Source organism: Rhodococcus sp. IEGM1428 (assembly GCF_050321865.1).
Lineage (GTDB): Bacteria > Actinomycetota > Actinomycetes > Mycobacteriales > Mycobacteriaceae > Rhodococcoides.
In genome coordinates this window covers 86,522-112,363 of record NZ_JBNQFW010000002.1, presented here as the reverse complement: position 1 = coordinate 112,363, position 25,842 = coordinate 86,522, and the positions used below count along the sequence as shown (strand labels likewise).

Below are 25,842 nucleotides of genomic sequence, written 5' to 3'. Positions count from 1 at the left end.
ATGACCGAGGCCAGGCCCAGCAACTTCAGCGATCACCAACTCGGCATCTACGCCGCCGGGATGTTCGCTCAGCAGACACCGCCGATCACCACCAACCTGGCACGGCTGGAGGATCAAGCTGCCGAGAAGCTTTCGCCCGAGGCGTTGGGCTACATCGTCGCCAGCGCGGGCAGCGGATCGACGGCGCGGGCGAACCGGGCGGCGTTCGACAAATGGGCCATCACGCCGCGAATGCTCCGTAGTTCAGCCTCGCGTGATCACGCATGCACCGTGCTCGGCACCGATATGCCGGCTCCGCTGCTGATCGCGCCCGTCGGCATTCAGACTCTCGCCCATCCCGACGGTGAGCTCGCGACGGTGCGAGCGGCTGCGGAACTCGGTGTGCCGTACATTCATTCGACGCAGGCATCGCATTCGTTCGAGCAGATCGCCGAGGCAGGCGGAGATGCTCCCCGCTGGTATCAGTTGTACTGGCCGACGGACGAATCGGTACTGCTGAGCTTTCTGCAGCGCGCGAAGGACACCGGGTTCACCACCTTGGTGCTGACTCTCGACACGACGTTGCTGGGCTGGCGGCCTGCCGACCTCGACCGCGGGTACCTTCCCTTCCTCGCCAACCTCGGCATCGAGAACTACCTGACCGATCCGGCGTTCCAGGCCGGACTGGCGCAGCCCGTCGACGAGAATCCTGTTGCCGCCGCGATGCATTGGGCGCAGATGTTCCCCAACCCCGGGCTGTCGTGGAAAAATCTGGCGTTCCTGCGCGAGCATTGGAGCGGTCCGATCCTGCTCAAGGGAATCTGCACCGTCGGCGACGCCCGTGAAGCAGCAGCGCACGGTGTCGACGGCATCGTGGTCTCCAACCACGGCGGACGTCAGATCGACGGTGCCAGGCCGTCACTCGACGCGTTGCCGTCCATCGTCGATGCGGTCGGAGACGATCTGACGATCCTGTTCGACTCCGGTGTGCGCACCGGTGCCGACATGGCCAAGGCGTTGGCGCTCGGAGCGGATGCGGTCTTGCTCGGCCGGCCGTTCCTGTACGGTCTCGCGCTCGGTGGGCAAGAAGGTGTTGCACAAGTATTACGTTGCCTACTGGCCGAATTCGACCTGGTGACGAGTTTGTCGGGTCATACCGGTGCCGGCGAATTGGGCCGCGACTCCATCATGGAGTCCTGATGGAGTGGACGAAGCACGCTATCTGGTGGCACCTGTACCCGCTCGGCTTCACCGGTGCACCGGTACACGGATGGGACGGTGAATCGCAGTCGGACCTGCACCGGCTGAACAGAATCGAGAAGTGGCTCGACTACGCACTCGAACTCGGTGCGTCGGGCATCGCCCTCGGGCCGATCTTCGAATCCGAGAAGCACGGCTACGACACGGTCGACTACTTCCACGTCGACGGCAGGCTCGGCACCGACGAGGACATCGACTCCCTGATCGCCGCCGCACACGGTCGAGGCCTGAAGGTCATGTTCGACGGCGTCTTCAACCATGTGGCACAGAGCTTTCCGAAGTTCCGTCAGGCCCTGGCCGAGGGGCCTGATTCCGAGGCCGCGCAGTGGTTCCACATCGACTGGTCCGGGGACACGCCGACGCACCGCAACTTCGAGGGCCACGACGAACTGGTGGCACTCAACCACGAGAGCCCGCACGTGCAGGAGTACGTCGTCGACGTGCTCTCGCACTGGCTCGAACGAGGCGTCGACGCCTGGCGGCTCGACGCTGCCTACGCTGTGTCGCCGCGCTTCTGGGCCGCGGTGCTGCCGAAGGTTCGCGAGAAGCATTCGGACGCATACTTTCTCGGCGAGGTCATCCACGGTGATTACGACCGGATCGTCTCGGCCTCCACGCTGGACTCGGTTACCCAGTACGAGCTGTGGAAGGCGATCTGGAGTGGCCTGAGCGAGAAGAACTTCTTCGAGCTCTCGCATGCTCTGGAACGTCACAACGGGTGGCTCGACGCGTTCGTGCCCGCCACGTTCGTCGGAAATCACGACGTCAATCGCATTGCCAGCGTAGTGGAGGACGAGCGACATCTGCTGCACGCGTTGGTGGTTCTGTTCACCGTGGGTGGGATGCCGATGATCTACTACGGCGACGAACAGGCGTTCCGCGGTATCAAGGAAGATCGCGTCGGCGGTGACGACGACGTGCGTCCCGAGTACCCCGAATCCCCGGATGATCTGGCCCCGTACGGTTGGCCGGTCTATCGCGTGCACCAGGAGCTGATCGGAGTACGGCGTCGTAATCCATGGTTGTACTCCGCGCGCACCGAGACACTCGAGCTCACCAACACGGCGCTGCTCTACCGCATGTCCGGGGAAGACAATTCGATGACGGTGGCGCTAAACCTCGGCGACGATGCCATCGACTACCCGGCTCAGGGTAGCGAAGTACTGGCCGGTGAGGCGCACCTGAACGATGGCCGGGTAAGCGTTCCGGCGCACGGCTGGGCCGTCATCGGCTGAGGGCCCTCGCTGCCTTCGCGCGGTCGAAGAACGCCAGCAGATGCGGCAACTGTTCGTCGGTCACGGTGAACTTCATACGGTCGCCCGAGTAGCCGATGCTGCCGTCGGATGCACGCAGACCGAGGACGATCTTGGTGCCGTCCCGCGTCGGCTTCGCATCCACGCCGAGCTGATCGACGTGCCATCGACAGCGCCCACCGGCTGCGGTCCTCACGGCGGCGTCGAACGCTTCGACCGTGCGGTGGTCGAGTACGAATATCACGTTCTCGTCGAGGCGATACTCCAGGTAGACGCGTTCGGCCATGGCGGCACAGTAACTTGTCATCGATGTATTCGGCTATCTATCACTTGTGCTAGATAGCTGTATCGACGGCAATGCATCGCCCGACCGAGGCCGGTGGGTACAGTCGAGCGCGACACGGGGTGCCCCCAGGGGCTGAGAACACACCCGTCGAACCTGATCTGGTTAGGACCAGCGAAGGGAATGTCGTGACGTTTCGGTATTTCCTGTCCCTCGTGACGGTCCCGACCTCGAACGAGAGGCGAGGCGCATGAAATTCGACGAGCAGACAGTGTTGATCACCGGGGGTGGCCGCGGACTGGGAGCAGCGATTGCCGCTGCGTTCGCCGGTGAGGGCGCACGCGTGGTGATCGACTACCGCACCAGCAAAGAAGCCGCCGAAGCGCTTGCCGACCGCCTCGGCGGAAATGCTTTCGCGGTTCAGGGTGACGTGACCGACGAGCGTGCGGTGGCCACGGTGTTCGACTCGGCGCGTGAGCATTTCGGCACTCCGATCACCACAGTCGTCAACAACGCACTGGCCGACTTCTCCTTCGACGGAGATGCCCGACCCAAGGCCGACACCATCACTTGGGACCGCTTCGACGCTCAGCTGCGCGGCAGCGTCCGTGCAGCGTTGCTCACCACGCAGGCTGCTCTGCCGGGTATGCGCGAGGCGGGCTTCGGCCGAATCATCAACGTGGGCACCAACTTGTTCCAGAATCCGGTGGTGCCGTACCACGATTACACCGCGTCCAAGGCCGCACTGCTCTCGCTGACCCGCACTCTGTCCGCGGACCTCGGCGCAGACAACATCACCGTCAACATGGTCTCGGGTGGACTGCTGCGCACCACCGACGCCAGTGCCGCCACCCCGGCCGAGGTGTTCGACTTCATCGCGGCCTCGACCCCGCTCCAACGGGTCACCACCCCGGAGGAGTTCGCTGATGCCCTACTGTTCTTCGCCTCGCCCTGGGCGCGGTCGGTGACCGGTCAGAATCTGGTGGTCGACGGCGGCCTGGTCAAGGACTGAGATGCACCTCAACGCTTTTCTCTACGGCTGCGGTCACCACAGCGCGGCGTGGCGTCATCCCGATTCGCGAGTGGAGGACCTGGGCAACATCTCGTACTACGAGGAACTTGCGCAGCTTGCCGAACGGGGAAAGTTCGACGCGGTGTTCTTCGCCGACGGACATTCGGTGCGCGACCCGGCCGGAGCAGGGACCTGGTTTCTCGAACCGATCACCGCTCTGTCGGCCATGGCCAGAGCGACCACCCATATCGGGCTGGTCACCACCGTGTCCTCGACGTTCTACACGCCGTTCCATGCCGCGCGCATGCTGGCGTCGTTGGATCACATCAGCGGTGGCCGGGCGGGCTGGAACGTCGTCACCTCCATGTTCGACGCCGAGGCGCGCAATCACGGGATGGATGCCATTCCGGCTCGTGAGGAGCGCTATGCCCGCGCCGAAGAGTTCGTCGATACCGCTCTGGCGCTCTGGGATTCGTGGGACGCCGACGCGTTGACGCTCGATCGCACCGGTGCTTACGCGGACCCGGCCAAGGTGCACTCGATCGACCACGACGGCAAACACTTTCGCGTCGACGGCCCGTTGACGGTGCCGCGTTCACCGCAGGGTCGGCCGGTGCTGTTCCAGGCCGGGGCGTCGGGGCCGGGTCGAGATCTCGCTGCGAAGTACGCCGAGGCGATCTATGCCGTCGCCTACGATCTCGTTGCAGCGCAGAGCTATTACGACGACGTGAAGGCGCGCATCGCCCACGCGGGCCGAGACAGTGCGGCAGTGGGCATCATGCCGGGTTTGGTGACGTACATCGGATCGACGATGGACGAGGCCCGACGCAAGAAGGCCGAACTGGATCAGCTACTGCCTACCGAGCAGTCACTGGCAATGTTGTCGACCTTCACCGGGCAGGACTGTGCTGCTTGGGAACTCGATGAACCAGTGCCGCCGCTACCGCCGGCAGCAGAGTTCACCGGACCGCAGGGTCGCTACGAGACGATTCTGCGCATCGTAGAGAAGGACGCCCCCACCGTGCGTGAGTTGCTCGGCACGCTGGCTGCCGGCGGCGGGCACGCAACGATGATCGGTACACCGGAGTCCATCGCCGACGAGATGGAATCGTGGATCGGTCGCGGTGCCGACGGATTCAACCTGATGTGCCCGCGCTACCCGGACTCGCTCACCGACTTCGTCGATCAGGTGGTCCCTATCCTGCAGCAGCGCAGTCTCTTTCGTGCGGAGTACACCACCTCGACGCTTCGCGGGCACCTGGCTCACTGAGCGGCCGGCCCGAAGACTCCTCGATCGACGAACGTCACCAGAGCGTCGAGACCGTCCTCGGGCGAGCCCTGCCACAGCCGGGCGAAGTTCTCCGCCGCGCTGCCGATCAGCATCGCGGTGGTGGCAGGGGATGCCGGGAGCTCGACGCCTGCCTTCTCGAAATTCGCGAGGCGGTCGACCCACGGCTCGAACTGAACCTGTGTGAATTGCTGTACTCGCTGAGCGAAGTCCGCATTGACCAGCGCTGCATCGCGGAGGGCATCGATCACCACGCGGTGTCGAGTGAACAACTGCCAGAACACCTCGACGTGGGGCCGCATCGTCGGGTGCTCACGCGCCGTTGGGTCCTGGGCGGCGACGATGACGTCGGCATCCTCACCGATCTGCTCGGCGAGGGCCAACAGCAGCTCGTCCTTGCCGGAGTAGTGGTTGTAGAACGACCCTGCTGCCCGGCCCGCCTGTCTGGTTATGTCGACGATCTTGGTGTTGAGATAGCCGGATCGGGCGAACACGACACAGGCCGCGCTCTCCAGCTCGTTTCGGGTCTGTTCGGCCTGCTGCGCCCTTGTGGTGGCTGCCACCGCTTTCTACCTCCTGTTGACACCTCTGCCGTCACGATACACACTGAATCCATATTCAGTGAATGACAATTCGTCGAAGAGGTGGATATGAAAGCAGCAGTACTGACCGAGTTCGGAGTGCCGAGGTACGCCGATCACGCCGAGCCGCCGCCGGCCGAGGGTATGGAGGTCATCGACGTTGCGGCCGCAACGCTCAATGCAGTCGACGTGGTGATCGCTTCTGGCACGCACTATTTGAGCCCGAAGTCCCTTCCGACCGTGAGCGGTATCGAAGGCGCCGGTACGACGTCGGACGGTCGGCGAGTGTACTTCTCTCCGCCCGTCCCGCCCTACGGTTCGATGGCGCAGCGGGCGTTGGTACCGACGACGTCGCTCATCGAACTACCCGGCGGGCTGGATTTCTCGACCGCCGCGACGCTGGGAAATGCCGGCCTCGCAGCGCTGATGCCACTGACCCATGGGGGTCGCATGACGCCAGGGGAGAACGTCGTGATTCTCGGAGGTACCGGGGTGGTCGGCCGCCTCGCGGTGCAGACTGCGCGGTTGCTCGGCGCAGGATCGATCACGGTAGTGGGGCGCGACGAGGCTGCACTCGAATCCACCCGTGATCTCGGGGCCACTGCGACGGTTGCCATCGGAGACAGCAGCGTCGACGAGATGAGCTCGGCCATTAGGCAGGCATCCTCCGGCGCTGATGTTGTCGTCGATTATGCCTGGGGCGCAGTTGCTCTGGCCGCACTGCGCGCAGGCAACCGGCTCGTTCGTCTGGTACAGATCGGTGACCGAGCCGGTGCCGAGATCACCGTACCTGCTCAGTTGATGCGGTCGCTCGGGGCGAGCATCGTCGGCTTCATGCCGATGCACTACGGTCCCGATGCAACCTCGCAGGCGTATCGCACCCTCACCGACTGGGCCGTTACCGGGCAGCTCGCAGTGGAATACGAGAACGTGCCACTGGCAGAGGTCGCGAGCGCATGGGAGCGAGCCCCACGTACCCGTCACAAGCTGGTGCTGGTCCCCTGATCCATCAGCCCATCAGCCCATCAGTCCAGAGAGTCGATGAATTCCTTTGTCAGCCTGGAGATGTCGTCGGCATGGGAGATGGGCGACCAATGCCCCGCCGGAATGTCGTTGCGCGTGAGGTTCTTCACCCACTTGCCGGTGTCGTCGTAGTGGTACGGACGCACCGCGACGTCCTCGGTGTTGACGATGAGGTGAACGGGGATGTCGATGTATCGATCTCGCGGATTGGTCAGCAGCGGAATGATGTTGGCCCGATACAGATTGGTGCCGTTGGTGGCATCCGACCACAGAGTGGGGTTCTGGGTGACGAGCTTCGGGTCGACTCCCGAGAACTCGTGGAGGAACGCCGGCCAGCCCTTGGCGAACTGCCGCTTGATCCGCAGCGTCGACAGGCCGGGGATGTGGAAGGTGACGGTGTACCAGGACGCTCGCGTCTGGGCGAGGACCTGCTTGATGCCGGTGAGGGTGGGTTTGCGGAGCCGCGACTGCGACCACTTGCCGAGATGGTCGAGATTGGGTCCCGAAATCGATGTGTAGGAACGAATTCGGTCCTTGGCCTGCGGTTGAGCTGCGGCCTCCCATACCTCCACGGCACCCCAGTCGTGAGCGAGCACGTGCACGGGAGCATCGGGGCTGACCGCATCGGCAACGGCATAGAAGTCCGATGCCAGCCGCGCCAATTTGTACGCCGACTGCTCGGTGGGCACCGTGCTTTCGCCTGCACCGCGGGAGTCGTAGCTGATCACCCGGAAGCGATCTTCGAGCTGGGGCACGATGTGACTCCACAGTTCGTGAGTATCGGGCCAGCCGTGCACGAGGACGATCGGATCGCCGTTCGGGTTTCCGCTCTCGAACACCGCCAACCGAATCCCTTCGTTGACGACCGTCGTACGAACCGCATTGCTGCTCAACAGTTTTCCGTTCTATAGATCGAGTACGAGACGCCCGCTGCGTGCGCGGGAGACGCAGATCAGCATGTGATCGCGCTGCTCTTCGGGGGTCAATCGCGTTTCGAGGTGCTCGGGCTCACCGGAGAGCACACGCACCTTGCAAGTACCGCAGAAGCCTTGCTGGCACGAGTACGCGATATTGGGCTTCTGTTCCTTGACCGCGGTCAATACGGAGGCGTCGGCGGCTACGTCGAGCACAGCTCCGGTGCTGATCAGCTGCACCTCGAAGGGTTGGCCGTCGAGAATCGGCGGCGGGCCGAAGCGCTCGAAATGCAGTGCGGTGGCGGGGCACTGACGGAAGTCGCGGCGGACGGCGTCGAGCATGGGGGTAGGGCCGCAACAATAGACGGCACCGCCGGCCGGGGCGCGCTCGAGCAGTTCGCCCTCACTGGGGTATCCGTGCACATCGTCGGTCCGGACGAACACGCGGTCCGATTCCCAGCTCTCGATCTCGTCGAGAAAGGGCATCGTGTCGCGGGAGCGACCGCAGTAGACGAACTGCCAGTCCATGCCGAGAATCCGTGCGGCACGGACCATCGCGATGATCGGAGTGATTCCGATCCCACCGGCGATGAAGAGTGCACTGCCGTCGCCGACGAAGGGAAACCCGTTGCGGGGGCCGCGAACAGTGACCTCGGTGCCGGGTTGCAGTCCGTGCATCTCGATGGAACCGCCTGCGCCGGTGGGGATTCGGCGCACCGCGATGCGATAGGAACTGCGGTCGGATGGGTTGCCGCACAGGGAGTACTGCCGACGGCGGCCCGACGGTAGGTGCAGATCGAGGTGGCAGCCCGGATGCCAGATCGGCAGCTGCTCTCCCGTTGGCGACGCGAGGGTGAGGGCAGCGACATCGTTGTCCTCGGCGACGATCTCGCGTTCTGTGACGACCAATCGCAACGCGGAATCGGGATTGTGTCCGGCGACGGCATCGTTGTACTCCGCGCCGGCAGCCGCCTGCATGTACCCGTTGAGAAACGTGCCGAGGAGCTGCATCGAGCGATCCGGGTGTCCGCGTCCGCGCAGATCCGGCGGTGCATCCTTGGGGAGCAGCCGTGGGACGCGGCGTGAGGTGAGCTTCACCTCGCCGCAGCCTGCGCGGCCGGGGAGGACGCCAGGTATCGGACGGCCTGGGCAGTGGAGCCTTCCTGGCTGGGGTGGTACGACTTCTTGAGGTAGCGCGACATGCTGCGGCCGACGTGCGTCAGCGCGGGCAGGGTGCCGCGGCGGACCGACTTTCTCCACAGTGCGGAGCGCGGCTTGCGTACGGATTTCGGTGCCGACTGCAGCTCCGGATCGTTCTTCATCAAGAAGATGATCCCGCGCATCCAGATGTACGCCATCAACGGCACGACGACCACGAACGTGCGCAGCCGACGAACTTCGCGCTTGTCGAAGTAGCGGAGCGTGTCGTACGCGACCGAGCGATGCTCGACCTCTTCGGCACCGTGCCAGCGCAGCAGGTCGAGCATGGTCGGGTGAATGCCCGCGCGGTCGAGACCGTCGGCGTTGAGCACCCAGTCGCCGAGAAATGCCGTCACGTGTTCGATGGCGGCGATCAGAGCCAGTCGCTCGACCAGGTTGTTCTTCGATCGCAGACTGGTCACCGAGTCCGATCCGAGGACCTTGCCGAAGGCCCACTCCATCTGGTCGGTGAACGGTGTCGGGTCGAGGCCCTTGGCCTGGAGGTGCACGAGCACGCCGGTGTGCGCCTCGGCGTGAACGGCTTCCTGCCCGATGAAGCCGATGACGTCGTCGCGCAGTTTCTCGTCGTCGATGTAGGGCAGAGCTTCTTTGAAGGTGTCGACGAACCAGTGCTCGCCGGCGGGAAGCAGCAGGTGCAGCACGTTGAGTACGTGCGTGGTGTACGGATCGCCCGGCACCCAGTGCATCGGTAGATCGGTCCAGTCGAACTTGACGTTCCTGGCCTGCAGCATCACTTCGCCGGGGTCCGATGCGACGACTTTCCGCTCGCTCATTGAGTCCACCTCCTCCACGTTCGCATGTGTGGCCGATGCCACAGAGCGCAACTTAGTATAAACACCGGTTACATGTAAAAGGAACCATGTCGGTCGTGAATGAGAGACTTCTGCAATGACCGACCCCTCCCCAGCGGCAGTTCCTCCGAGCACCGTCCCCATCACGTGGCCTGCCGAGTGGCCGGCCGAGGTTCGACGGATCGCCGATGCCACGAACGATGCCCTGGCCGCTGTTGCGGCGGGGGATCCGATCGCGTTCGACGACGCCGTCGAGCTGTTGGGCCGCTCGGACTCGGCGCAAGCCGGTCACGTGCATGCCGAAATGGTACGCACGTTGCTCGAGGAGGTATATAGCGACGGATTGACCGGCGAGAACGTCCAGGAGGTGCTCGGCCGGACCGTGCGAGGTGCGCACTCGCTGCCGAATCTGGATATCGCCGGGTTCGTCGAGGTGCTCACCGGAGCCCTGGGTGTCGCAGACACAGAAGAGCAATCCCGCTCCAGGCCCCGTCCGGCGCACGCGTTGTTGGTGGTCGCGGACCTACTTGCGGTGCGCCGCGCCAGGGCCGAGACCTACCTGCGCCGGGCGTTGGCCGAAGTCCACCGAGCCGAGACGATCGAGATGCCCTAGCGAGATCTTCGCCTGTCTTGCTCACGTACTAGACAGGCGAAGAAAGCGCTACCGATCCAGAAGGTTGGCGCCGGCGATGACTGCCCTGATGGACGACAGGGTCGCGTCGGCATCCATGCCCATCGACCATTCGCGTCGACCGTCACGCTCGGCCAGCACGAAGGTGGCCGTCTCCGAACCGATGCTCTGCTGGTGGAACGAGAGAATCTCGATGCGGAATCCGGCATCGTGCAACATCGACGACAGTGCCTCGATCGGCCCGTATGTCGTTGCGGCACAGGTGATGATGGTGTCGCTGATGCCGAAGGTCGCGTCGTAAGCAGTCCTCCCACCGGTTGCCCTGCCGGCAGTCCACGACCCCAGTCGGAGTGGTCCGGTGGTGGGTGAGAAGCGTTCGGCGAAATTCGCCCACGACATGTGTTGCCAGGTGTTCTCGTCGCGCATCGTGCGCGGCAGGGCACAGCCGAAACGGGCATGGAACGGATCTGTGGCGAAAGAAGAAGCAAGTGCATTCATGAGGATGGTCTTCCGAATGTGAAGGGAGGACCGAGAGAGCACGACGACCCGCAGCGAGGGGTCGGTCCGAATCAGACCCCGCTACGGCGGCGTACTACGAGAATGCGCTTCACACCCCAGAAAGTAGTCCTTCGTCGCAGCCACGCGCAAGTATCGAGTGAATACAGATCTCTAGGACACGAGCTAGATGTCCGCATATATCGCTCGATCCGTTGTAACTTTGGCCCCATGGACCCCGTGCGTAACCCTTACGCTCCCGGCGCCGGCCAGCGCCCACCCGAGCTCGCAGGCCGAAAGAAGCAGCTCGACGCATTCGACGTCGTGCTCGAACGCATCACCCGCGGCCGACCGGAGCGCAGTGTCGTACTCACCGGTCTGCGGGGCGTCGGGAAGACGGTGCTGCTCAATCAGCTCCGGTCCGCAGCCATCGCCCGCGGATGGGGAACCGGGAAGATCGAGGCCCGACCGGACCAGGAACTGCGTCGACCGCTGTCCTCGGCGCTGCACATGGCGGTCCGCGGCATCGCGGCCTCGCATCGCGATCCCGAACGCGTCGACGAATTCCTCGGCGTGCTCAAGGCCTTCGCTCTGCGCTCCACCGCCGACAAGGGCATGCGGGAGCGATGGCAACCAGGCATCGACGTCCCAGCGAAGACCGGCCGCGCCGACTCCGGTGACATCGAGATCGACCTCGTCGAGCTGCTGCTCGACGCCTCCGCGCTGGCCGGCGACGTGGGCGTGGGTATCGCCATCTTCATCGACGAGATGCAGGACCTCGGGCCCGCCGACATCTCCGCACTGTGCGCGGCCTGTCACGAGCTCAGCCAGGACACCGCGCCGCTGATCATCGTCGGTGCCGGCCTGCCGCACCTACCTGCGGTGCTGTCGGCATCCAAGAGTTACTCCGAGCGGCTGTTCAGCTACCACCGGATCGGTCGGCTCGAACGAGCCGCGGCCGACCTCGCGCTGATCGCACCGGCCGATCGAGAGGACGTCGAATTCACCCCCGACGCCCTCGATGCGCTGTATGCGGCCGCTGACGGCTACCCGTATTTCGTCCAGGCCTACGGCAAGGCAACGTGGGATCTTGCGGCCGACACCCCGATCACCGTCGAGGACGTGCGCGTCGCCGCCCCGACGGCGGAAGAGGAACTGGCCGTCGGATTCTTCGGTTCTCGCTACGAACGCGCCACACCTGCCGAGCGTGAATACATGCGCGCGATGGCCGAACTGTCGGTGGACGACGGCTCGGTGCCGACCTCGGCGGTGGCGACCGAACTGAAGCGCAAGCCGGCGTCACTGTCCCCGGCCCGCGACGGCCTGATCAAGAAGGGCCTGATCTACTCGGCCGAGCGCGGCACCATCGCATTCACGGTGCCGCACTTCGGTCGCTATCTGCGCGCGCAGACCGACGAACCCGCGGCGGTGTGAACTATCGGTGCGCCTCGGCTCGCTCGACGCACAGTTGCTCGAGCTTCCGCACTGCCCTCGGGTCGGAGCGATCGACGTTGACGAGGTCTGCGTCACCGTCGTAGAAGTCGATCAGTCGCTGATCCATCACTCTGCGCCACAGAGGCGGAACCAGCGAGCAGAAGATCATCACGGCGTATCCGGCCGGTAGCTGCGGGGACTCGTCGACGGTGCGCAGGGCCTGATAGCGGCGCACCGGATTGGCGTGATGATCGCTGTGGCGTTGCAGGTGGTAGAGGAACAGGTTGCTCCACAGGTGATCGCTGTTCCAGCTGTCCCGATGAGTCGGTTTGCCGTATCGCCCGCTCGGCCGCTTCCGACGCAACAGCCCGTAGTGCTCGAGGTAGTTGGCCGCCTCGTACAGAACGATGGCGATCGCGGCCTGCAACACCAGATACGGCACGATCACGGTGCCGAAGACGGCGATCAGTACGCCGAACAGCGCGACGCTCATGGCCGCGGCGTTGAACAGATTGTTTCGGAACGACCACCGCGACAGGCCTTGCCGGGCGAGGCGTCGGGACTCGAGCTCCCAGGCCGATCGCAGGCCGTGCACGACGGTGCGCGGCAGAAACTTCCAGAACGACTCGCCGAACTTCGCCGAGGCCGGATCCTCCGGGGTGGCAACGCGGAGGTGGTGGCCGTGATTGTGTTCGACGTAGAAGTGGCCGTACAGAGTCTGTGCCAACGTCACCTTCGAGAGCCATCGTTCGAGGCGGGCACGCTTGTGGCCCAGTTCGTGGGCGGCGTTGATGCCGACTCCGCCGACGATGCCGACGGTGATGGCCAGGCCGATTCGCTCGGGAACCCCCAGCGGTCCGTGCGCCCACAGGTAGCAGGCGGCAACGAGTCCCGCGTACTGCAGCGGCAGGAACAGGTAGACGCACCACCGGTAGTAGGGGTCCTTCTCCAGCGCGGCGATCGCCTCGTCGGGGGGATTGCTGCGGTCGACACCGGCGAACTTGTCGACCAGGGGCAGCGCGATGCCCATGATCATCAGGCCGAGGGTCCAGAAAGCGCCGGGGCCGAGGAGGGTCACCAGACCCCAGGCCAGGAACGGACTCAACGGAATCGTCAATCCCAGCGGCCACAGGTAGCGCTTGGGGTCGCGCCACCGAGGCGACGTGCTGGTGGCGGACTGATCACGCATTCTGGATTCGTAACTCCTGGTTTGTGGCCGAACCTCGGGCCGAGGTTCGGAGGTAGTGGCGTCTCACAATGACATCGCCTACTCGGCCAGGATAGTTACTCGAGCGAATCTTTGCGGGTTCGCCGATGGGCCGTCGCACGACCCGCCACCCTTGTACGGTGACCGCATGAAGCATGTCGATTCGTCGTTCGCCGGAGTCCACGGAACCCGAATCGTCTACGACGTGTGGACCCCCGAGACTGCAGCCGAGAACACACCGACCGGGGTTGTCGTGCTGGCCCACGGCCTGGCCGAGCACGCGGGTCGGTACCGGCACGTCATCGAACGGCTCGGCACTCTCGGCCTTGTCGTCTACGCGCCCGATCACCGCGGGCACGGGCGCTCCGGCGGCAAGCGGGTGGCATTGGCGAAGTGGTCCGACTTCACCGACGACCTGCACACACTGTTCGGAATCGCAGCCGACGAGTACCCGAACAAGCGCACTTTCCTGCTCGGCCACAGCATGGGCGGCGCGATCGCACTGTCCTACGCCCTCGACCATCAGGCCGACCTCGATGGGCTGATGCTGTCCGGCCCAGCAGTGGTTCCCAGCGTCGGGCAACCGAAAGCCCTGGTGGCGGTGGGCAAGATCCTCGGGCGCCTGGTACCGGCCGCTCCCGTACTGAAGCTCGACCCCAACCTGGTCTCGCGGGACAAGAACGTCGTCGACGCCTACGTTGCCGATCCGTTGGGCTACCACGGCAGCGTTTCGGCGGGCCTGGCCGCAGCGATGCTCGGTGCCGGTGACAGTTTCCCGACGCGCCTGCCGTCGCTGACGATCCCGGTGTTGCTTCAGCACGGAACCGCGGACGGATTGGCCGATGTCTCGGGCAGCGAACTCATCGCCGAGCTGGCCGGATCCGACGACCTGACCCTGAAGAAGTACGACGGGCTGTTCCACGAAGTGTTCAACGAACCGGAGAAGGAGCGCGTCCTCGACGACCTCATCGCCTGGCTGCGTCCGCGAGTACAGACCAGCGCTGTAAGTTCCTGACGGATCTTTTCGATGAAGGGAGTAAGGCCATGACCAGGCGAGCACTCGTATTGGGCGGCGGCGGAGTCGCAGGTATTGCGTGGCAGACGGGTCTCCTACTGGGATTGGCAGAATCCGGAGCCGACGTCACCGATGCCGAGATGCTGCTGGGAACATCGGCAGGGTCCTCGGTGGCAGCGCAGATCTCGAGCGGTGCCACGTTGGCCGAGTTGTTCGAGCGTCAGGCAGACGAATCGAAACAGGACGACGAGCCGCACGCCGAGGCAACCATCGACGAGCTGGTCTCCATGCTGGCTCGGGCGGCCCAGAATTCGGACGGCAGTGCCATCGACACTCGCCGACGCATCGGCAGCGAGGCGCTGGCGGCCTCGACGATCACCGAGCGTGAGCGCAGGGCCATCATCGAGCGAAGGCTGCCGTCGCACTCCTGGCCGATCCGCGACCTGCGGATCGTCACCGTCGACGCGCTGACCGGCCGGCATCGGGTACTCGATCGTGGCTCGGGCGTGCAGCTGGTCGACGCGGTGGCTGCGAGCTGCGCCATCCCGGGAATGTGGCCGCCGGTGACGATCGGCGACCATCGTTACGTCGACGGAGGTATCCGCGCGAGCGAAAACGCGGATCTGGCAGTCGGTTTCGAGAAGGTGCTGGTGTTCAGGGTGGGCGCACTCGACCTGGAGCACGATCCCTTCGACATCGAACGAGAGCGGCTGGTGAAGGGTGGCTCGAAGGTGGAAGTGGTTGCCCCCGACGCCGATTCGTCGGCGGCAATCGGCCCCGACGCCACCGACGTCGCCGTCCGATCCGCTGCGGCCGTGGCCGGACGAGCGCAGGGCAATGCCATCGCCGAGCGTATCGCCGAGTTCTGGGTCTAGAGAACTGCTCTGCCTGGGTGCTCAGCCGAACAGTGCAGCCCCGTTTTCCCAGCACACTGCGCGAACCCAGTCGTCTCCCAGGTCGAGTCGGCGCACTGCGTGCAGAGCGTCCAGGTACGGATACGGGATGTTGGGAAAGTCGCTGCCGAACAGAATGCGATTCTGCAGATCGAGCAGTCGTGGCAGCTCGTGTCTCGGAAACGGTGCGCCCGCCTCCGAGAAGTCGGTGAACGCCATCGTGGTGTCCAGTCGAACGTTCTCGTAGCGATCGGCCAGGTCGAGGAACTCGACGTACTCGGGCATGCCCATGTGTGCGATGATCAACGGCAGCTTCGGGAACCGTTGCAGCAGTGCGGAAATCGGACCCGGTCCGGTGTGGGCGCCGGGTGCCGGACCGGAGCCGCAGTGGATCACCACGGGTACCTGCGCGTCCGAGAGTGCGCCCCAGACGCCGTCGAGCAGGGGATCGTTCGGTGAGTAGTTGCCGACCTGGATGTGCGACTTGAAGATTCGGGCACCGTTCGTCAATGCCTGCTCGACGTACTCGGCGGCACCGTCCTCGGGGTAGAAGGTTGCGGTCTGCAGGCAGTCGGGAGTCCGGGCCGCGAAATCGGCACCCCACGAGTTGAGCCACGCCGCCATCGACGGCTTGTGCGGGTAGATCATCGAGGTGAACCTGCGCACCCCGAACCCGCGAATGACCTGCAGCCGTCGGTCTTCGGCAAAGCGATACGAAATGGGCCACACGCTGCCGGTCAACGGCCCGGCACTGTCGAAGTAGCTCCACACCTTGTCCATCACGTTCTTCGGCATGAAGTGTGTGTGGACGTCGAACAGGCCGGGCAACGACAGCTCGGTCCAGAAGGCGACGATGCGTTCCGTCTCTTCGAGAAGTTCGGCGTCGGAGCGCGGTTGTTCAGCGTGCGACATGGGCGTCGAACCATTCGAGAGTCTTGCCCCAGGCATCGGCCGCGGCGTCGGCGTCGAACACAGCGGGGCGGTCGTCGCAGTGGAACCCGTGCTTGCCGTGGGCGTAACGGGTGATCTCGGTGTCGACGGGGGCCGTTGCGGTGATCTCGCGCAACGTCTCGACGTCCTGGAACGGAATGCCCTCGTCCAGGTCTCCGAAGAATCCGTGCCAGGGCGTCTGAAGGGCGTCGCCTACCGAGTCCATCGCGGGATAACCGAAGCGGCCTTTCGTGATTCCACCTCCGTAGAACGTCGATGCCGCACCGAGTTGCCGTCGGACAGCGGTATGGAACGCGACAGTGCCGCCCATACAGAAGCCGACGATCGCGATGGACGAGGGCTCGAATCCGAGTTCGGCGAGCGCACTCGCCGCCGCGTCCACGTCGGAGTCCACCTCGTCCGCTTTCAATTTCCCGATGGCCGCCATGGCCGAGTCCATGTCCGAGTAGTCGAGCACGGTGACGCCGTCCTGCCGGTGGAACAGATGCGGAGCGACCGCGACCCACCCTGCGGCCGCTACCCGATTGCAGACGTCGACGATGTGGTCGGTGACGCCGAAGGCTTCCTGGATGACGATGACGCCGCCACGGGCGGTGCCGTCGGGCTGGACGACGGTGAGGGGAGTGGTATTCACCCTTCGATTGGAGCACATCACCGGTACCGCATGCCGGTAGCCGCGGTGAGTTCGGCTGTTTTGTACGGTGGCGTGCAGGGAACGATCCCGACCGAGAGGACCATTCATGCGCGCGGTACAGATCTCCAGCCTCGACGGACCCGACTCGGTGAGCGTGGTGGACATCGACGAACCTGCCCCGCGCGACGGGTCGGTGGTCATCGAGGTCCATGCCGCGGGCGTCGCCTTTCCCGATGCGCTGCTCACTCGTGGGCTGTACCAGTACAAGCCGGAATTGCCGTTCGTTCCAGGAAGCGAGATCGCCGGTGTCGTCCGGTCGGCTCCGGCGGAGTCCGGCTTTTCGGCAGGCGATCGCGTCGCGGCGCTGACGGGCTTGAGCGACGGCATGGCAGAGGTCGCCGTGGTCTCACCCGATACGGTGTTCGCGCTGCCGGAGTCGGTATCGCTCACTGCAGGGGCCGGTCTGTTGTTCAACGACTTGACGGTGCACTTCGCACTGCGTGAACGCGGCCGGTTGGCGGCGGGCGAGACGGTGCTGGTGCACGGTGCCGCAGGCGGTATTGGAACCTCCGCGCTGCGGATGGCTCCGGTACTCGGTGCGTCCCGGGTGATCGCCGTCGTGAGCTCGGAGGCCAAGGCCGACATCGCCCGCTCCGCCGGAGCCACCGACGTCGTTCTCGTCGACGGGTGGAAGGACGCGGTCAAGGAACTGACCGGCGGACGCGGGGTCGATGTGGTCGTGGATCCGGTGGGCGGCGATCGGTTCACCGACAGCATCCGATCGCTCGCACCGTCGGGTCGAATTCTGGTGCTGGGCTTCACCGGTGGTGAGATTCCGACGGTCAAGGTGAATCGGCTACTGCTCAACAACGTCGATGTCGTCGGCGTCGGTTGGGGCGCGTGGTGGATGACGCGGCCGGGTTACCTCGCCACCCAGTGGGCCGAGATCGAACCGCTGCTCGCCGACGGTTCCCTCGTGGCTCCCGAGCCCTCGGTGTTCCCGGCTGCCGACGCCGCTGCGGCCATCGCGTCACTGGTAAACCGCACTGCCGCAGGTAAAGTGGTGCTCGACTTCAGTCTGTGATCGGGTGTGCGGCCTGCCGGTTCACTCCGGCAGTTCGACGCCCCTCGCCTCGGCCAAGGCGGCTATCTCGGCGGGGAAGACATTCTTGAAGACGAACGGGTCGGTGCCCAGAGCCCAGTTGGGTGCGAGTTCGATGGCGTATCTCTCGAAGTAGCCGAGTTGCTTGGCCACCAGGATCAACTCCTCTGGGCTCGACGTCTTGTACTGCTTGCCCATGTTCACCAGGGCCCGGATGAAGTCCGCCAGACTGAAGTGCGCGAGGGTCGTCGAGAGCATCGGGGCGAAGACCGACTGCAGTATCGCCCCGACCTCGGCGTCCGAACCCATCTGTGGTGCAACGATTCCCAGGCGCTTGACGGTACCTGCGAGCCGGGTGAAGTCGCCGTCGATCACGGTGGCATGGAACAGGTCCAGTAGCAGCGCGCGCCATTGCTCGTCCACCTCGCCCATGACTCCGAAGTCGAGGAACGCCACCCTGCCGTCGTCGAGCACCCACACGTTGCCCGCGTGCACGTCGCCGTGGAAAAGGCCGTGCAGCACAAGCGCTTCCATCCAGACCTTGGCCGCTCGGCGGACGATGAGCTCGGACTGCTCCCCGGGCTCGTAGCGGTCGAGTGGGGAGCCGTGCATGCGTTCCATACAGATGACGCGGCCGCCGCAGTAGTCGAGGAACACCTCGGGCGCGGTGACGTGCTCGTTGTCTCCGAACGCACCGATGGCCGCGCGAAAGCTGTCCTGCCGCTTGGCCTCCACGGCGCTGTCCAGTTCCGCGAAGGTGGCGGCATGCAGGTCCACGATGATGGCCGACGCATTGGCGGTGGCGAAGAACGGAATGAACTTCTCCAGCCCGCGGGCGATGAGGTACGCGATGCGTAGATCGATCTTCATGCGGTGGTAGATGCCCCGCCGCTGCACCTTCATGACCACTTCGCGTCCGTTGTCGCGGCGCACGCACAGGTGTACCTGAGCAACCGACGCTGACGAGAGCGGCACGTCGTCGAACGAGGAGAACAGATCGTCGATTCCGCGGCCCAGGTCGGCCTCGATCACCGCGCGTGCCTGCGAGCCGGGGAACGGTGGAACCTCGTCGAGGCACCGCAGGCACGTATCGGCGAGGACCTTCGGGAAAAGTCCCGGCGACGAGCCCATGAGCTGCCCGACTTTGACGAATGTAGGTCCGAGAGCGAAGAACGCGTCGACGACGGCCTCCGAGGCATGTATCGGCCATCCACGTCGGGGCGCACGAACCCAGCGTCCGACCGCAACGACCTGGAAGTACGTCAATACCGAACCGATGACGATCAGCCGCAGCAGTTCTCGTATCCCGAAGGTCCTCAGCTCGGGTGCGGGCTCGGGCGTCAAGGCTTCGGGTACAGCGGGCTCGGGTGTCGTGTCGTCGGGGGTCATGCGTGCACTCCGGCGGGCAGGCGTGCGGCCGATGCTTCCAGCCTCGACAACAGTCGATCGAATCTCGTCTCGTCGTCCGATGCGCGCGAGAGCACCAACGCGCCTTGGATGCCGGCGACGATCTCCTCGGCCAGTTCGGCCGCCGAGTCGCCGTGTCCGAGCCGATTCAGTACCGGGGTGAGTGCCTCGATCCAGTGCGCGAAATGTGTTGCGACGCGTCCGGAGAAGGCCGCGCGCTCAAGCCCGAGTGTGAACGCCCCGAACAGGCACACCAGGCGATTGGAGCGAAAGTAGCGGGCGGTTTGCTCGAACATGTCGTGCGTGGTCGACGCGGCATCGGTGCCGTGCCGAAGCGGCTCGAACACGTTGTGGTGAAACCACTGCTCCACGTCGTCGAGGACGGCTTCGGCCATCTCCTGCTTGCCGCGCGGAAAGTAGTGGTAGAGACTGCCTTTCCCCAGGCCGGTCTGCCTGCTGATGACCGCGAGAGACGAACCGTCGAACCCGTGGTCGCGGAACACCCCTGCGAGTATCGGCACCACGTCGTGGCGATCGCTCATGAGCCGGTACTGTACCAATCGGTACACGCCGGGTAAATGGGGGTCCGGGAGTGGAGCCTGCGGAATGACCCTGGGGTCGAGCAGGCAGTGAATACTGCAGTTGTGAAGAGAACTACGGTCCTGGCCGCTGGAGCCTTTCTCGTCGGCGGGTTGACCTATCTGGCCGCCGAAGCGGTTGCGGCGCTGGGCTGGACCGATCGGCCGTACAGCTACGCGCACAACAACATCAGTGACCTCGGGATTCCGGACATCTCACCGTGGCACCCGGTGATGAACACCGGTTTTGTGGTCGACGGCACGCTGTTCGTTCTTGCCGGCCTCGGATTGTCGGTGCTGTTCGAGGGCCGAGCGCGGTGGATCGTGCTGGGTACCTCGGTTGTGCACGGCGTCGGCAGCATCGTGGTCGGGCTCGCGCATGCCTCGGTCGACGGAGCGTCGGCACCGCACGCGGCGGGCGCGGGTATGGCCATCATCGGCGGAAACCTGGTGCTCCTGGCTGCAGGCCGGTACGGCGGCCGCGTCGGAGCGCCGCGTTGGTACACGCTCGGTAGCGCCACTGCGGGGGTCGTCGGCCTGGCCGGTCTGGCCCTGTTTCTCGCCGACACGGGGATCCTCGGCGGCGGAACGTTCGAGCGGATCTCGGTCTACACCATCATCGGCTGGGAGATCGTCACCGGCGCAACAATTCTCGCGCAGAGCCGCCTATCGAAATCTCGGTGATTCCTTGGCGAGAAAGGCGCGAACGCCTTCCCGTCCGTGCGTCGACCCGAACGCTTCCTCGAACACCGGCAATGCCCGTTGTGCCGGTTCGTACGGGGATGGCCCGAAGGCGAGCTCGAGTGCTCGCTTGTTCGCGTGCACCGCAGAACGGGATTTCCGAGCGAGCGTCTGCGCCAGGTCCAAGGCCACCGGCAGCGATGCACCATGCGGTGCCACCCGATTGATCAGACCCCACTCGAGCGCGGTCTCGGCGGTGATCGGCTCGCCGAGCAGGACGAGTTCGGCCGCACGGGCCTGACCCACACGGCGCAAGGCGCGCATCGATCCGCCGCTGCTGGGGATGACGCCGAGGTCGATCTCCGGCAGTCCGAGTCGAGCTCCTGCGTCGGCGACGACGAGATCGCAGCACAGCGCCATCTCGAGTCCGCCGCCCAATGCGAATCCGTCGATCGCCGCGACCGTCGGAAGCGGCAGTGCGGCCAGCAGATCGAGCGTGGCGTTCTCGAAGGTGCTCTTGCGTGCCAGCACGTCGCCGTCGTTCTGCATATCCGGCATTTCGGAGATGTCCGAACCGGCGCTGAACACCCGCTCGCCGGTGAGGACCACCGCTCGAATTGTGGCGTCCCGAGCCAGTTCTCGCAGAACGGCATGCAGCCGCCGCGTCGCCGGACGGGTCAGCGCGTTGACCGGTGGGTTGCTCAGCGTGATCTGTGCGACGGCATCGAACGGATACGACAGGACAGGCGAGGACTCGGTGGGCATACCGAGAACCGTAGAGCGTTGACCAGGCGATTGGGAGACTGCCGGGATGGCATGTACGGTTGTGAACACACAGCGCGGGGTGGAGCAGCTCGGTAGCTCGCTGGGCTCATAACCCAGAGGTCGCAGGTTCAAATCCTGTCCCCGCTACTACATACGTCAGGCCCGACACATCGTGTCGGGCCTGACGTGTTTCGTACGTATCAGGGTTGCAGTCTGAACTGTACGACGGCCGTGACGTTCTCGATGGCGTCGTCGAGTGCCGTCTTGCGGGCCCGGGCGTCCGGTGCCGACAGAATGTCGAGGCGATCGGACTGTCCCATCGGAATCAGTGCAGCCAGCGACCAGATTTTCTCGGCGGCCGAGATCGGCAGGCTCAGAAAGTCCGGAAAGCCCGGAGTAGCAATGCTTTCGGTGGATTCGAGTCGGCCGATGAGCTCGTACAGATCCTCGACCCGCGCCCAGGTGGTGTCGAATTCGGAATCGGCGATCACCGACTCGGCGTCCTCGTCGTGCCACGGTCGAACGTCTGCCAAGGGGTAGGGATCGTCGGGCAGCCAGGCGTCGATCCGGATCCGTTCGCCGCCGACACACTCGAGTAGGTACCTGCCGTCACCGATGGCCTCGTGCCCGATTATGTGCGCGACCGTCGCCACGTCGTGTCGAACGTCGCCGCCCCCGGCCTCGTGGCCGCGCGCGATGAGCACAACGCCGAAGCTCGGGTCGTCCTGCTTCAGACAGTCTTGTACCAGCGCCTGGTAGCGAGGCTCGAAAATGTGCAGCGGTAGACGTTCGCCGGGAAGCAGCACGCTCCCGAGCGGGAACATCGGGATGACACTCACGGGCGTTGCAGCGGCATGACTGCCGGAGTGATGTCTTCGCGCGCGTCGGTCCCTGCCGCGACGTCCTTCCCCTGCCCGTTCGAGTCCAGGAACTCGTCCAGAAGTCGGAAGAAGAAATCGGGCTCGTCGAGCTGCGGAAAGTGGCCGGCATCGGGGAAGATCTCGACGCGGCTGTTGGGCACCTCGCGTCGGATGTTGTCTGCATGTTTGGCGGGAATCATGCGGTCTTTACCGCCCCAGACGAGCAGAGACGGAATCGACTCGAACTTCTCGAAATGCTGTTTGGCGCTTACGGTCTGACCGCGCGGGCCGACCACTGCTCGCGTCGACGCCAGGAAGGCCTCACGAGTGGAGCGGTCGGCGACCGATCGGAACGATCGCCAGGTCTCGGCCATGCTCGGACCGGGCTCGACCGGAAGGCCCCACTTGCCCAGCTGCGACAGTGCGCCCTCGGCGTTCTTGCGGAACCAATCGGACGCAAGCAGCGGAAGTACCAACTCGCTGCCGGGCAGCGTCGCGGCCTTGAGCAGGAGGCTCACTTCGGGGCCGAGGCCGCCACTGCTGACCAGGGCGAGGCGATCGACCCGCTCGGGGAAGAGATACGTCAGCTGCATGATGATGCCGCCGCCGAGGGAGTGACCGACCAGCGGAGCGGAGTCGATCTTCAGGTGATCCATCAGATCGCGAATGGTGGCCGAGTGCGAGCTCAGGGAGTAGTCACCGGTCGGCTTGTCGGACTCGCCGTGCCCGAACAGGTCCGGCGCGATCACCCGGTACTTGTGCGAGAGGCGCTCGAGCTGGGGGGCCCACGATTGATGCGATCCGAGGAGACCGTGCACGAGGATCACGGGGGGACCGTCGCCGATGTCGACGTAACGCAGGACGTCCTTGTGTAGTTCCACGGACTGCAATTCGTACGATGAACTCATTGTCGGCCTCCCTGTCGAATAGTTCGGACCTGTCGCGCCTTCTGGCACAAACGTACAAGCTGTACCGCTGTCGCGACAGACCGTCCTACGGGCTGCCGGGCTTCAGCGCCCGCTGCCGACGGTGTCGTCGATGATCTTGGCCAGTTCCTCGGCCATCGGTTCGCTCAGCATGTCACCGTGATCGCCGTTGATGTCGACGAAAGTCAGTTCACCACGAGCAACTGTCTGCCACGACCGGGCATCTTTCACGTTCTCCGCTGTGCGAACCACGGTCATCGAGCCCGACCACGGAGTCGGCACGTGCTTGTTCAACGCCACGTACCCGATGCTTGCGAAGACCAACCATTCCATGGTCGTCGGGTACCGCAACAACCCGGCGAACTGCATGCGGATCCACAGAGCGGCCGTGCCGAGGCGGCCGAGGTGGAAGCCCGCTTCTTCCCGCGTCTGGGCCGGAGGTGCAGCCGGAACGTCGGTACCGCCGGGCAGCTTGTCCAGCAGATGCCGAAACAGTCGGGTGTCCAACAGCAGCAGGTGCGGAGATCCGAGACCACAGTCGCGGATTCTCTCGGCCATCGCGATGGCGATCCACCCGCCGAGCGAATGGCCGACCAGATGGAACGGTCCCTCGGGCTGGACGGTGCGTATCGCGTCGACGTACCGCCTCGCGGTTCGCCGGATGGTGCGGTCCGGTCGTCCGCGCTTACCCCGGCCGTGCGCCTGCAATGCGTACACCGGATGGTCGTCGTCGATGTGCTTGACGAGCTTGAGGAATGCCATCGCGCCGACGCCGGCTCCGCCGATCAGGAAGATCGGTGCCTTGCTGCCCTCGGTGCGCAGAGGCACCAGCACATCGTGTTCGCCGGACGTGCGTCGACGAACGGTGGCCGCGTCTCGCAGGCGGGCATCGACCGTCGTAGCGAGAGTTCGAACGGTCGTCGCCGCGAACACGTCCTCCGCCGTGAGATCGACCTTCAACCCCTCCCGCAGTTGGGCCAGCATCGCCGTTGTCGTCAGCGAATTACCGCCGAGAGCCAGGAAGTCCTCGTCTCGGCCGATGGAGTCCAGACCGATGGCGGCCCGCGCAGCCTCGGCGACGATGTATTCGGTCGGCCCGACCGCTGTTCGCTCGACCCGTCGATCCGCGGGCTCGGGCAATGCCATGCGATCGAGCTTGCCGCGTTCGTTGCGCGGCATCGCGTCGAGCGCGACGATGTGCGTGGGCACCATCCATTCCGGCAGGGTCCGGCGCAGCGACGCTCTGATCTCGCCGACGGAGGGACGCTTGGCCGATCCCGCCGAGCACACGTAGGCCACCAGGTCGGTGTCGGTACCCGAGTGTCTGCCGATCACCGCGGCCTCGTCGATCTCCGGCATGGCTCGCAGAGCTGCCTCGATCTCGGCCGGCTCGACCAGGTAGCCGCGAACCTTGACGGCGTCGTCGATGCGTCCGGCCAGATGCAGCGTCCCGTGTTCGTCCAGACGCCCCAGATCGCCGGTTCGGTACCGGAACAGGCCATCGTCGAGAGCGGCGAATCGTTCGGAATCCAGGCCTGCGTTGCCGAGATAACCGTCGGCCAGGCAGGTCGACGTCACTCGGACTTCGCCGATCGCGTCGGGCACACACACCGAGCCGTCGGTGGTGACGACCTCGACGAGCTTGCCGGGAATGGGCCTTCCGGCCGGCAGGAAGCCGGACGGCAGCGTCCGCTCCGGTGGGAACTCGCTGTAGGCGACGGCACCGGCCTCTGTGGTCGCGTACCAGTTCACGACCGTGGCACGCCCGTCGAACATTCTCCTGAAATTGTCGACGTCGTCGGAATGCAGGGACTCGCCGTACGTGGTGACCACGCGCAGACTGGGCACGGCAGCCTGCCCGTGGTCGGCTGCGGCGATCGTGCGCAGCAGTGACGAGGAGCAGTGCAGTGTGGTCAGTGAACGCTCGGCGATCCATTCGGCGGTGTCGGACGGGACACCCGACCGAGGGTCTCGGCAGTGGACCGCGGCACCGCTGAGCAGCCCTGCGAAGAGTGTGTTCAACCCGGCACCGAAACTGACCGGCAGCGAATTTCCGATGCGATCGTGCGGGCCGACCGACAACGCGGTGGCGACCTCGTATGCCTTGGTCAGACACATGCGATGGCTGAGGATCACGCCCTTGGCGGTGCCTGTCGATCCCGAGGTGTAGTTGATCACCGCGGTGTGATCGCCCGACAGCGTCGGTAGTGGCATGCAGGAATCCACGGTCTCGGCAACGGTGGCGGCGTCGATCGCCGTCGCACCGGCTCGGTCGACGATCGTGGCGCGGCGCTCGGCGGGAAGCATGGGATCGAGCGGCACGAGAGGGTGACCGGAGGCGACGACGGCCAGCATCAGCACGATCGAGATCGGAGTGTCGTCGGTATCGACGGCAAGCGGCCGAGAGTCCCCGGGGAAGAGGGTGGCGATCTTCCGGGCCTGCGAGTATGCGCGGTGCAGCAGTTCGTCGAAGGTGAGCGAGGTTCCGCCTACGGAGAGTGCAACAGCGTTCGGCAGAACGTGAGCGACTTCCCGGTAGCGCGCCATCAGTGTGTCGCGGCTCTCGGGCCGGCACAGTGGGGCCAGTGCGGGACGGGTGGGTGCATCGATGTCTTGAACCGACATGATTCTCCTTGCACGAGCCCGACCCGTGATGAC

The 25,842-nt window shown here is 65.0% G+C and carries 26 protein-coding genes, 1 tRNA gene and 1 riboswitch; of the genes, 12 read left to right on the top strand and 15 right to left on the bottom strand.

From position 1 onward, the window contains the following. Together ACQR3T_RS09010 and ACQR3T_RS09005 are read left to right on the top strand one after the other, a co-directional pair. Positions 1-1,179 carry an alpha-hydroxy-acid oxidizing protein gene (locus tag ACQR3T_RS09010; RefSeq protein ID WP_428693167.1) on the top strand — a complete coding sequence of 393 codons (1,179 nt, stop codon included), beginning with the start codon at positions 1-3 and terminating at the stop codon, positions 1,177-1,179. Beyond that, positions 1,179-2,474 (top strand): alpha-amylase family protein, encoded by a 1,296-nt coding sequence (locus ACQR3T_RS09005; protein WP_428693166.1) that lies wholly within the window; start codon positions 1,179-1,181, stop codon positions 2,472-2,474. Before ACQR3T_RS09010 ends, ACQR3T_RS09005 begins: the two co-directional genes overlap by 1 nt. On the opposite strand, the gene ACQR3T_RS09000 is transcribed toward ACQR3T_RS09005, so the two are convergent. After that, on the bottom strand, positions 2,464-2,778 hold the full coding sequence (locus ACQR3T_RS09000; protein ID WP_032402188.1) for a hypothetical protein: 315 nt from the start codon (positions 2,776-2,778) through the stop codon (positions 2,464-2,466). The genes ACQR3T_RS09005 and ACQR3T_RS09000 overlap by 11 nt on opposite strands. A gap of 105 nt (positions 2,779-2,883) precedes the next feature. Further along, a riboswitch (TPP riboswitch) is annotated at positions 2,884-2,976 on the top strand. Positions 2,977-3,025: 49 nt separating this feature from the next. On the opposite strand from ACQR3T_RS09000, the gene ACQR3T_RS08995 reads away from it, so the two are divergent. Then, positions 3,026-3,787, top strand: coding sequence for a 3-oxoacyl-ACP reductase (locus tag ACQR3T_RS08995; protein WP_428693165.1), 762 nt, complete (start codon positions 3,026-3,028; stop codon positions 3,785-3,787). A 1-nt stretch (position 3,788) separates the two neighbouring features. Beyond that, positions 3,789-5,057 carry an LLM class flavin-dependent oxidoreductase gene (locus ACQR3T_RS08990; protein WP_428693163.1) on the top strand — a complete coding sequence of 423 codons (1,269 nt, stop codon included), beginning with the start codon at positions 3,789-3,791 and terminating at the stop codon, positions 5,055-5,057. On the opposite strand, the gene ACQR3T_RS08985 is transcribed toward ACQR3T_RS08990, so the two are convergent. Further along, a complete protein-coding gene (locus tag ACQR3T_RS08985; protein WP_032378590.1) occupies positions 5,051-5,638 on the bottom strand; it encodes a TetR/AcrR family transcriptional regulator in 588 nt (195 codons plus the stop codon). The two genes, ACQR3T_RS08990 and ACQR3T_RS08985, sit on opposite strands and share 7 nt — an antisense overlap. 87 nt (positions 5,639-5,725) lie before the next feature. Between ACQR3T_RS08985 and ACQR3T_RS08980 the strand changes: the two genes are divergently transcribed. Then, on the top strand, positions 5,726-6,661 hold the full coding sequence (locus ACQR3T_RS08980; RefSeq protein ID WP_428693162.1) for a quinone oxidoreductase family protein: 936 nt from the start codon (positions 5,726-5,728) through the stop codon (positions 6,659-6,661). 20 nt (positions 6,662-6,681) lie between these two features. Here the strand turns inward: ACQR3T_RS08980 and ACQR3T_RS08975 are convergent, their stop codons facing one another. Genes ACQR3T_RS08975 through ACQR3T_RS08965 form a run of 3 tightly spaced genes read right to left on the bottom strand, consistent with a single transcriptional unit; the run spans position 6,682 to position 9,587 of the window. Further along, the gene (locus ACQR3T_RS08975; RefSeq protein ID WP_032378588.1) at positions 6,682-7,572 is read right to left on the bottom strand and encodes an alpha/beta fold hydrolase; all 891 of its coding nucleotides are present in this window, start codon (positions 7,570-7,572) and stop codon (positions 6,682-6,684) included. A 12-nt stretch (positions 7,573-7,584) separates the two neighbouring features. Further along, a complete protein-coding gene (locus tag ACQR3T_RS08970) occupies positions 7,585-8,691 on the bottom strand; it encodes a PDR/VanB family oxidoreductase (RefSeq protein WP_428693161.1) in 1,107 nt (368 codons plus the stop codon). Beyond that, complete coding sequence (locus ACQR3T_RS08965) at positions 8,688-9,587, bottom strand: metal-dependent hydrolase (RefSeq protein WP_428693160.1); 900 nt, start codon at positions 9,585-9,587, stop codon at positions 8,688-8,690. Before ACQR3T_RS08965 ends, ACQR3T_RS08970 begins: the two co-directional genes overlap by 4 nt. 115 nt (positions 9,588-9,702) lie before the next feature. On the opposite strand from ACQR3T_RS08965, the gene ACQR3T_RS08960 reads away from it, so the two are divergent. Continuing rightward, the gene (locus tag ACQR3T_RS08960) at positions 9,703-10,218 is read left to right on the top strand and encodes an HD domain-containing protein (RefSeq protein WP_428693159.1); all 516 of its coding nucleotides are present in this window, start codon (positions 9,703-9,705) and stop codon (positions 10,216-10,218) included. 48 nt (positions 10,219-10,266) lie between these two features. Here ACQR3T_RS08960 and ACQR3T_RS08955 read toward each other — a convergent pair whose 3' ends face one another. After that, complete coding sequence (locus ACQR3T_RS08955) at positions 10,267-10,734, bottom strand: alpha-isopropylmalate synthase regulatory domain-containing protein (protein WP_428693158.1); 468 nt, start codon at positions 10,732-10,734, stop codon at positions 10,267-10,269. A 228-nt stretch (positions 10,735-10,962) separates the two neighbouring features. On the opposite strand from ACQR3T_RS08955, the gene ACQR3T_RS08950 reads away from it, so the two are divergent. Next, a complete protein-coding gene (locus ACQR3T_RS08950; RefSeq protein WP_032378585.1) occupies positions 10,963-12,165 on the top strand; it encodes an ATP-binding protein in 1,203 nt (400 codons plus the stop codon). 1 nt (position 12,166) lies between these two features. Here ACQR3T_RS08950 and ACQR3T_RS08945 read toward each other — a convergent pair whose 3' ends face one another. Further along, positions 12,167-13,354 carry an alkane 1-monooxygenase gene (locus tag ACQR3T_RS08945; protein WP_032378584.1) on the bottom strand — a complete coding sequence of 396 codons (1,188 nt, stop codon included), beginning with the start codon at positions 13,352-13,354 and terminating at the stop codon, positions 12,167-12,169. Between the two features lie 166 nt (positions 13,355-13,520). Between ACQR3T_RS08945 and ACQR3T_RS08940 the strand changes: the two genes are divergently transcribed. Then, entirely contained in the window at positions 13,521-14,387 is an 867-nt protein-coding gene (locus tag ACQR3T_RS08940) for an alpha/beta hydrolase (RefSeq protein ID WP_428693157.1), read from the top strand. A 29-nt stretch (positions 14,388-14,416) separates the two neighbouring features. Continuing rightward, positions 14,417-15,262, top strand: a complete 846-nt coding sequence (locus ACQR3T_RS08935) for a patatin-like phospholipase family protein (protein ID WP_032378583.1) — start codon at positions 14,417-14,419, stop codon at positions 15,260-15,262. A gap of 21 nt (positions 15,263-15,283) precedes the next feature. Here the strand turns inward: ACQR3T_RS08935 and ACQR3T_RS08930 are convergent, their stop codons facing one another. Beyond that, the gene (locus ACQR3T_RS08930; protein WP_428693156.1) at positions 15,284-16,192 is read right to left on the bottom strand and encodes an amidohydrolase family protein; all 909 of its coding nucleotides are present in this window, start codon (positions 16,190-16,192) and stop codon (positions 15,284-15,286) included. Continuing rightward, complete coding sequence (locus tag ACQR3T_RS08925) at positions 16,179-16,865, bottom strand: dienelactone hydrolase family protein (protein WP_037152459.1); 687 nt, start codon at positions 16,863-16,865, stop codon at positions 16,179-16,181. Before ACQR3T_RS08925 ends, ACQR3T_RS08930 begins: the two co-directional genes overlap by 14 nt. Positions 16,866-16,971: 106 nt before the next feature. Here ACQR3T_RS08925 and ACQR3T_RS08920 point away from each other — a divergent pair, with 106 nt between their 5' ends. Further along, on the top strand, positions 16,972-17,949 hold the full coding sequence (locus ACQR3T_RS08920; protein ID WP_428693155.1) for an NADPH:quinone oxidoreductase family protein: 978 nt from the start codon (positions 16,972-16,974) through the stop codon (positions 17,947-17,949). A gap of 21 nt (positions 17,950-17,970) precedes the next feature. On the opposite strand, the gene ACQR3T_RS08915 is transcribed toward ACQR3T_RS08920, so the two are convergent. Then, positions 17,971-19,356: an ABC1 kinase family protein gene (locus ACQR3T_RS08915; protein WP_052070591.1), complete on the bottom strand. Its 1,386-nt coding sequence runs from the start codon at positions 19,354-19,356 to the stop codon at positions 17,971-17,973. Beyond that, positions 19,353-19,916 (bottom strand): TetR/AcrR family transcriptional regulator, encoded by a 564-nt coding sequence (locus tag ACQR3T_RS08910; protein WP_428693154.1) that lies wholly within the window; start codon positions 19,914-19,916, stop codon positions 19,353-19,355. Before ACQR3T_RS08910 ends, ACQR3T_RS08915 begins: the two co-directional genes overlap by 4 nt. Before the next feature lie 102 nt (positions 19,917-20,018). Here ACQR3T_RS08910 and ACQR3T_RS08905 point away from each other — a divergent pair, with 102 nt between their 5' ends. Beyond that, positions 20,019-20,636 (top strand): DUF998 domain-containing protein, encoded by a 618-nt coding sequence (locus ACQR3T_RS08905; RefSeq protein ID WP_428693153.1) that lies wholly within the window; start codon positions 20,019-20,021, stop codon positions 20,634-20,636. Here the strand turns inward: ACQR3T_RS08905 and ACQR3T_RS08900 are convergent. Beyond that, positions 20,619-21,398, bottom strand: coding sequence for an enoyl-CoA hydratase/isomerase family protein (locus ACQR3T_RS08900; protein WP_428693152.1), 780 nt, complete (start codon positions 21,396-21,398; stop codon positions 20,619-20,621). The genes ACQR3T_RS08905 and ACQR3T_RS08900 overlap by 18 nt on opposite strands. Before the next feature lie 73 nt (positions 21,399-21,471). Here ACQR3T_RS08900 and ACQR3T_RS08895 point away from each other — a divergent pair. After that, positions 21,472-21,545: transfer RNA gene (locus ACQR3T_RS08895), tRNA-Met, on the top strand. A gap of 53 nt (positions 21,546-21,598) precedes the next feature. On the opposite strand, the gene ACQR3T_RS08890 is transcribed toward ACQR3T_RS08895, so the two are convergent. The 3 genes from ACQR3T_RS08890 to ACQR3T_RS08880 form a co-directional block, all read right to left on the bottom strand. Then, on the bottom strand, positions 21,599-22,237 hold the full coding sequence (locus tag ACQR3T_RS08890; RefSeq protein WP_032378578.1) for an LON peptidase substrate-binding domain-containing protein: 639 nt from the start codon (positions 22,235-22,237) through the stop codon (positions 21,599-21,601). Further along, complete coding sequence (locus ACQR3T_RS08885; protein WP_428693151.1) at positions 22,234-23,166, bottom strand: alpha/beta fold hydrolase; 933 nt, start codon at positions 23,164-23,166, stop codon at positions 22,234-22,236. Before ACQR3T_RS08885 ends, ACQR3T_RS08890 begins: the two co-directional genes overlap by 4 nt. 102 nt (positions 23,167-23,268) lie before the next feature. Beyond that, on the bottom strand, positions 23,269-25,809 hold the full coding sequence (locus tag ACQR3T_RS08880) for an alpha/beta fold hydrolase (protein WP_428693150.1): 2,541 nt from the start codon (positions 25,807-25,809) through the stop codon (positions 23,269-23,271). Positions 25,810-25,842: the final 33 nt, after the last annotated feature.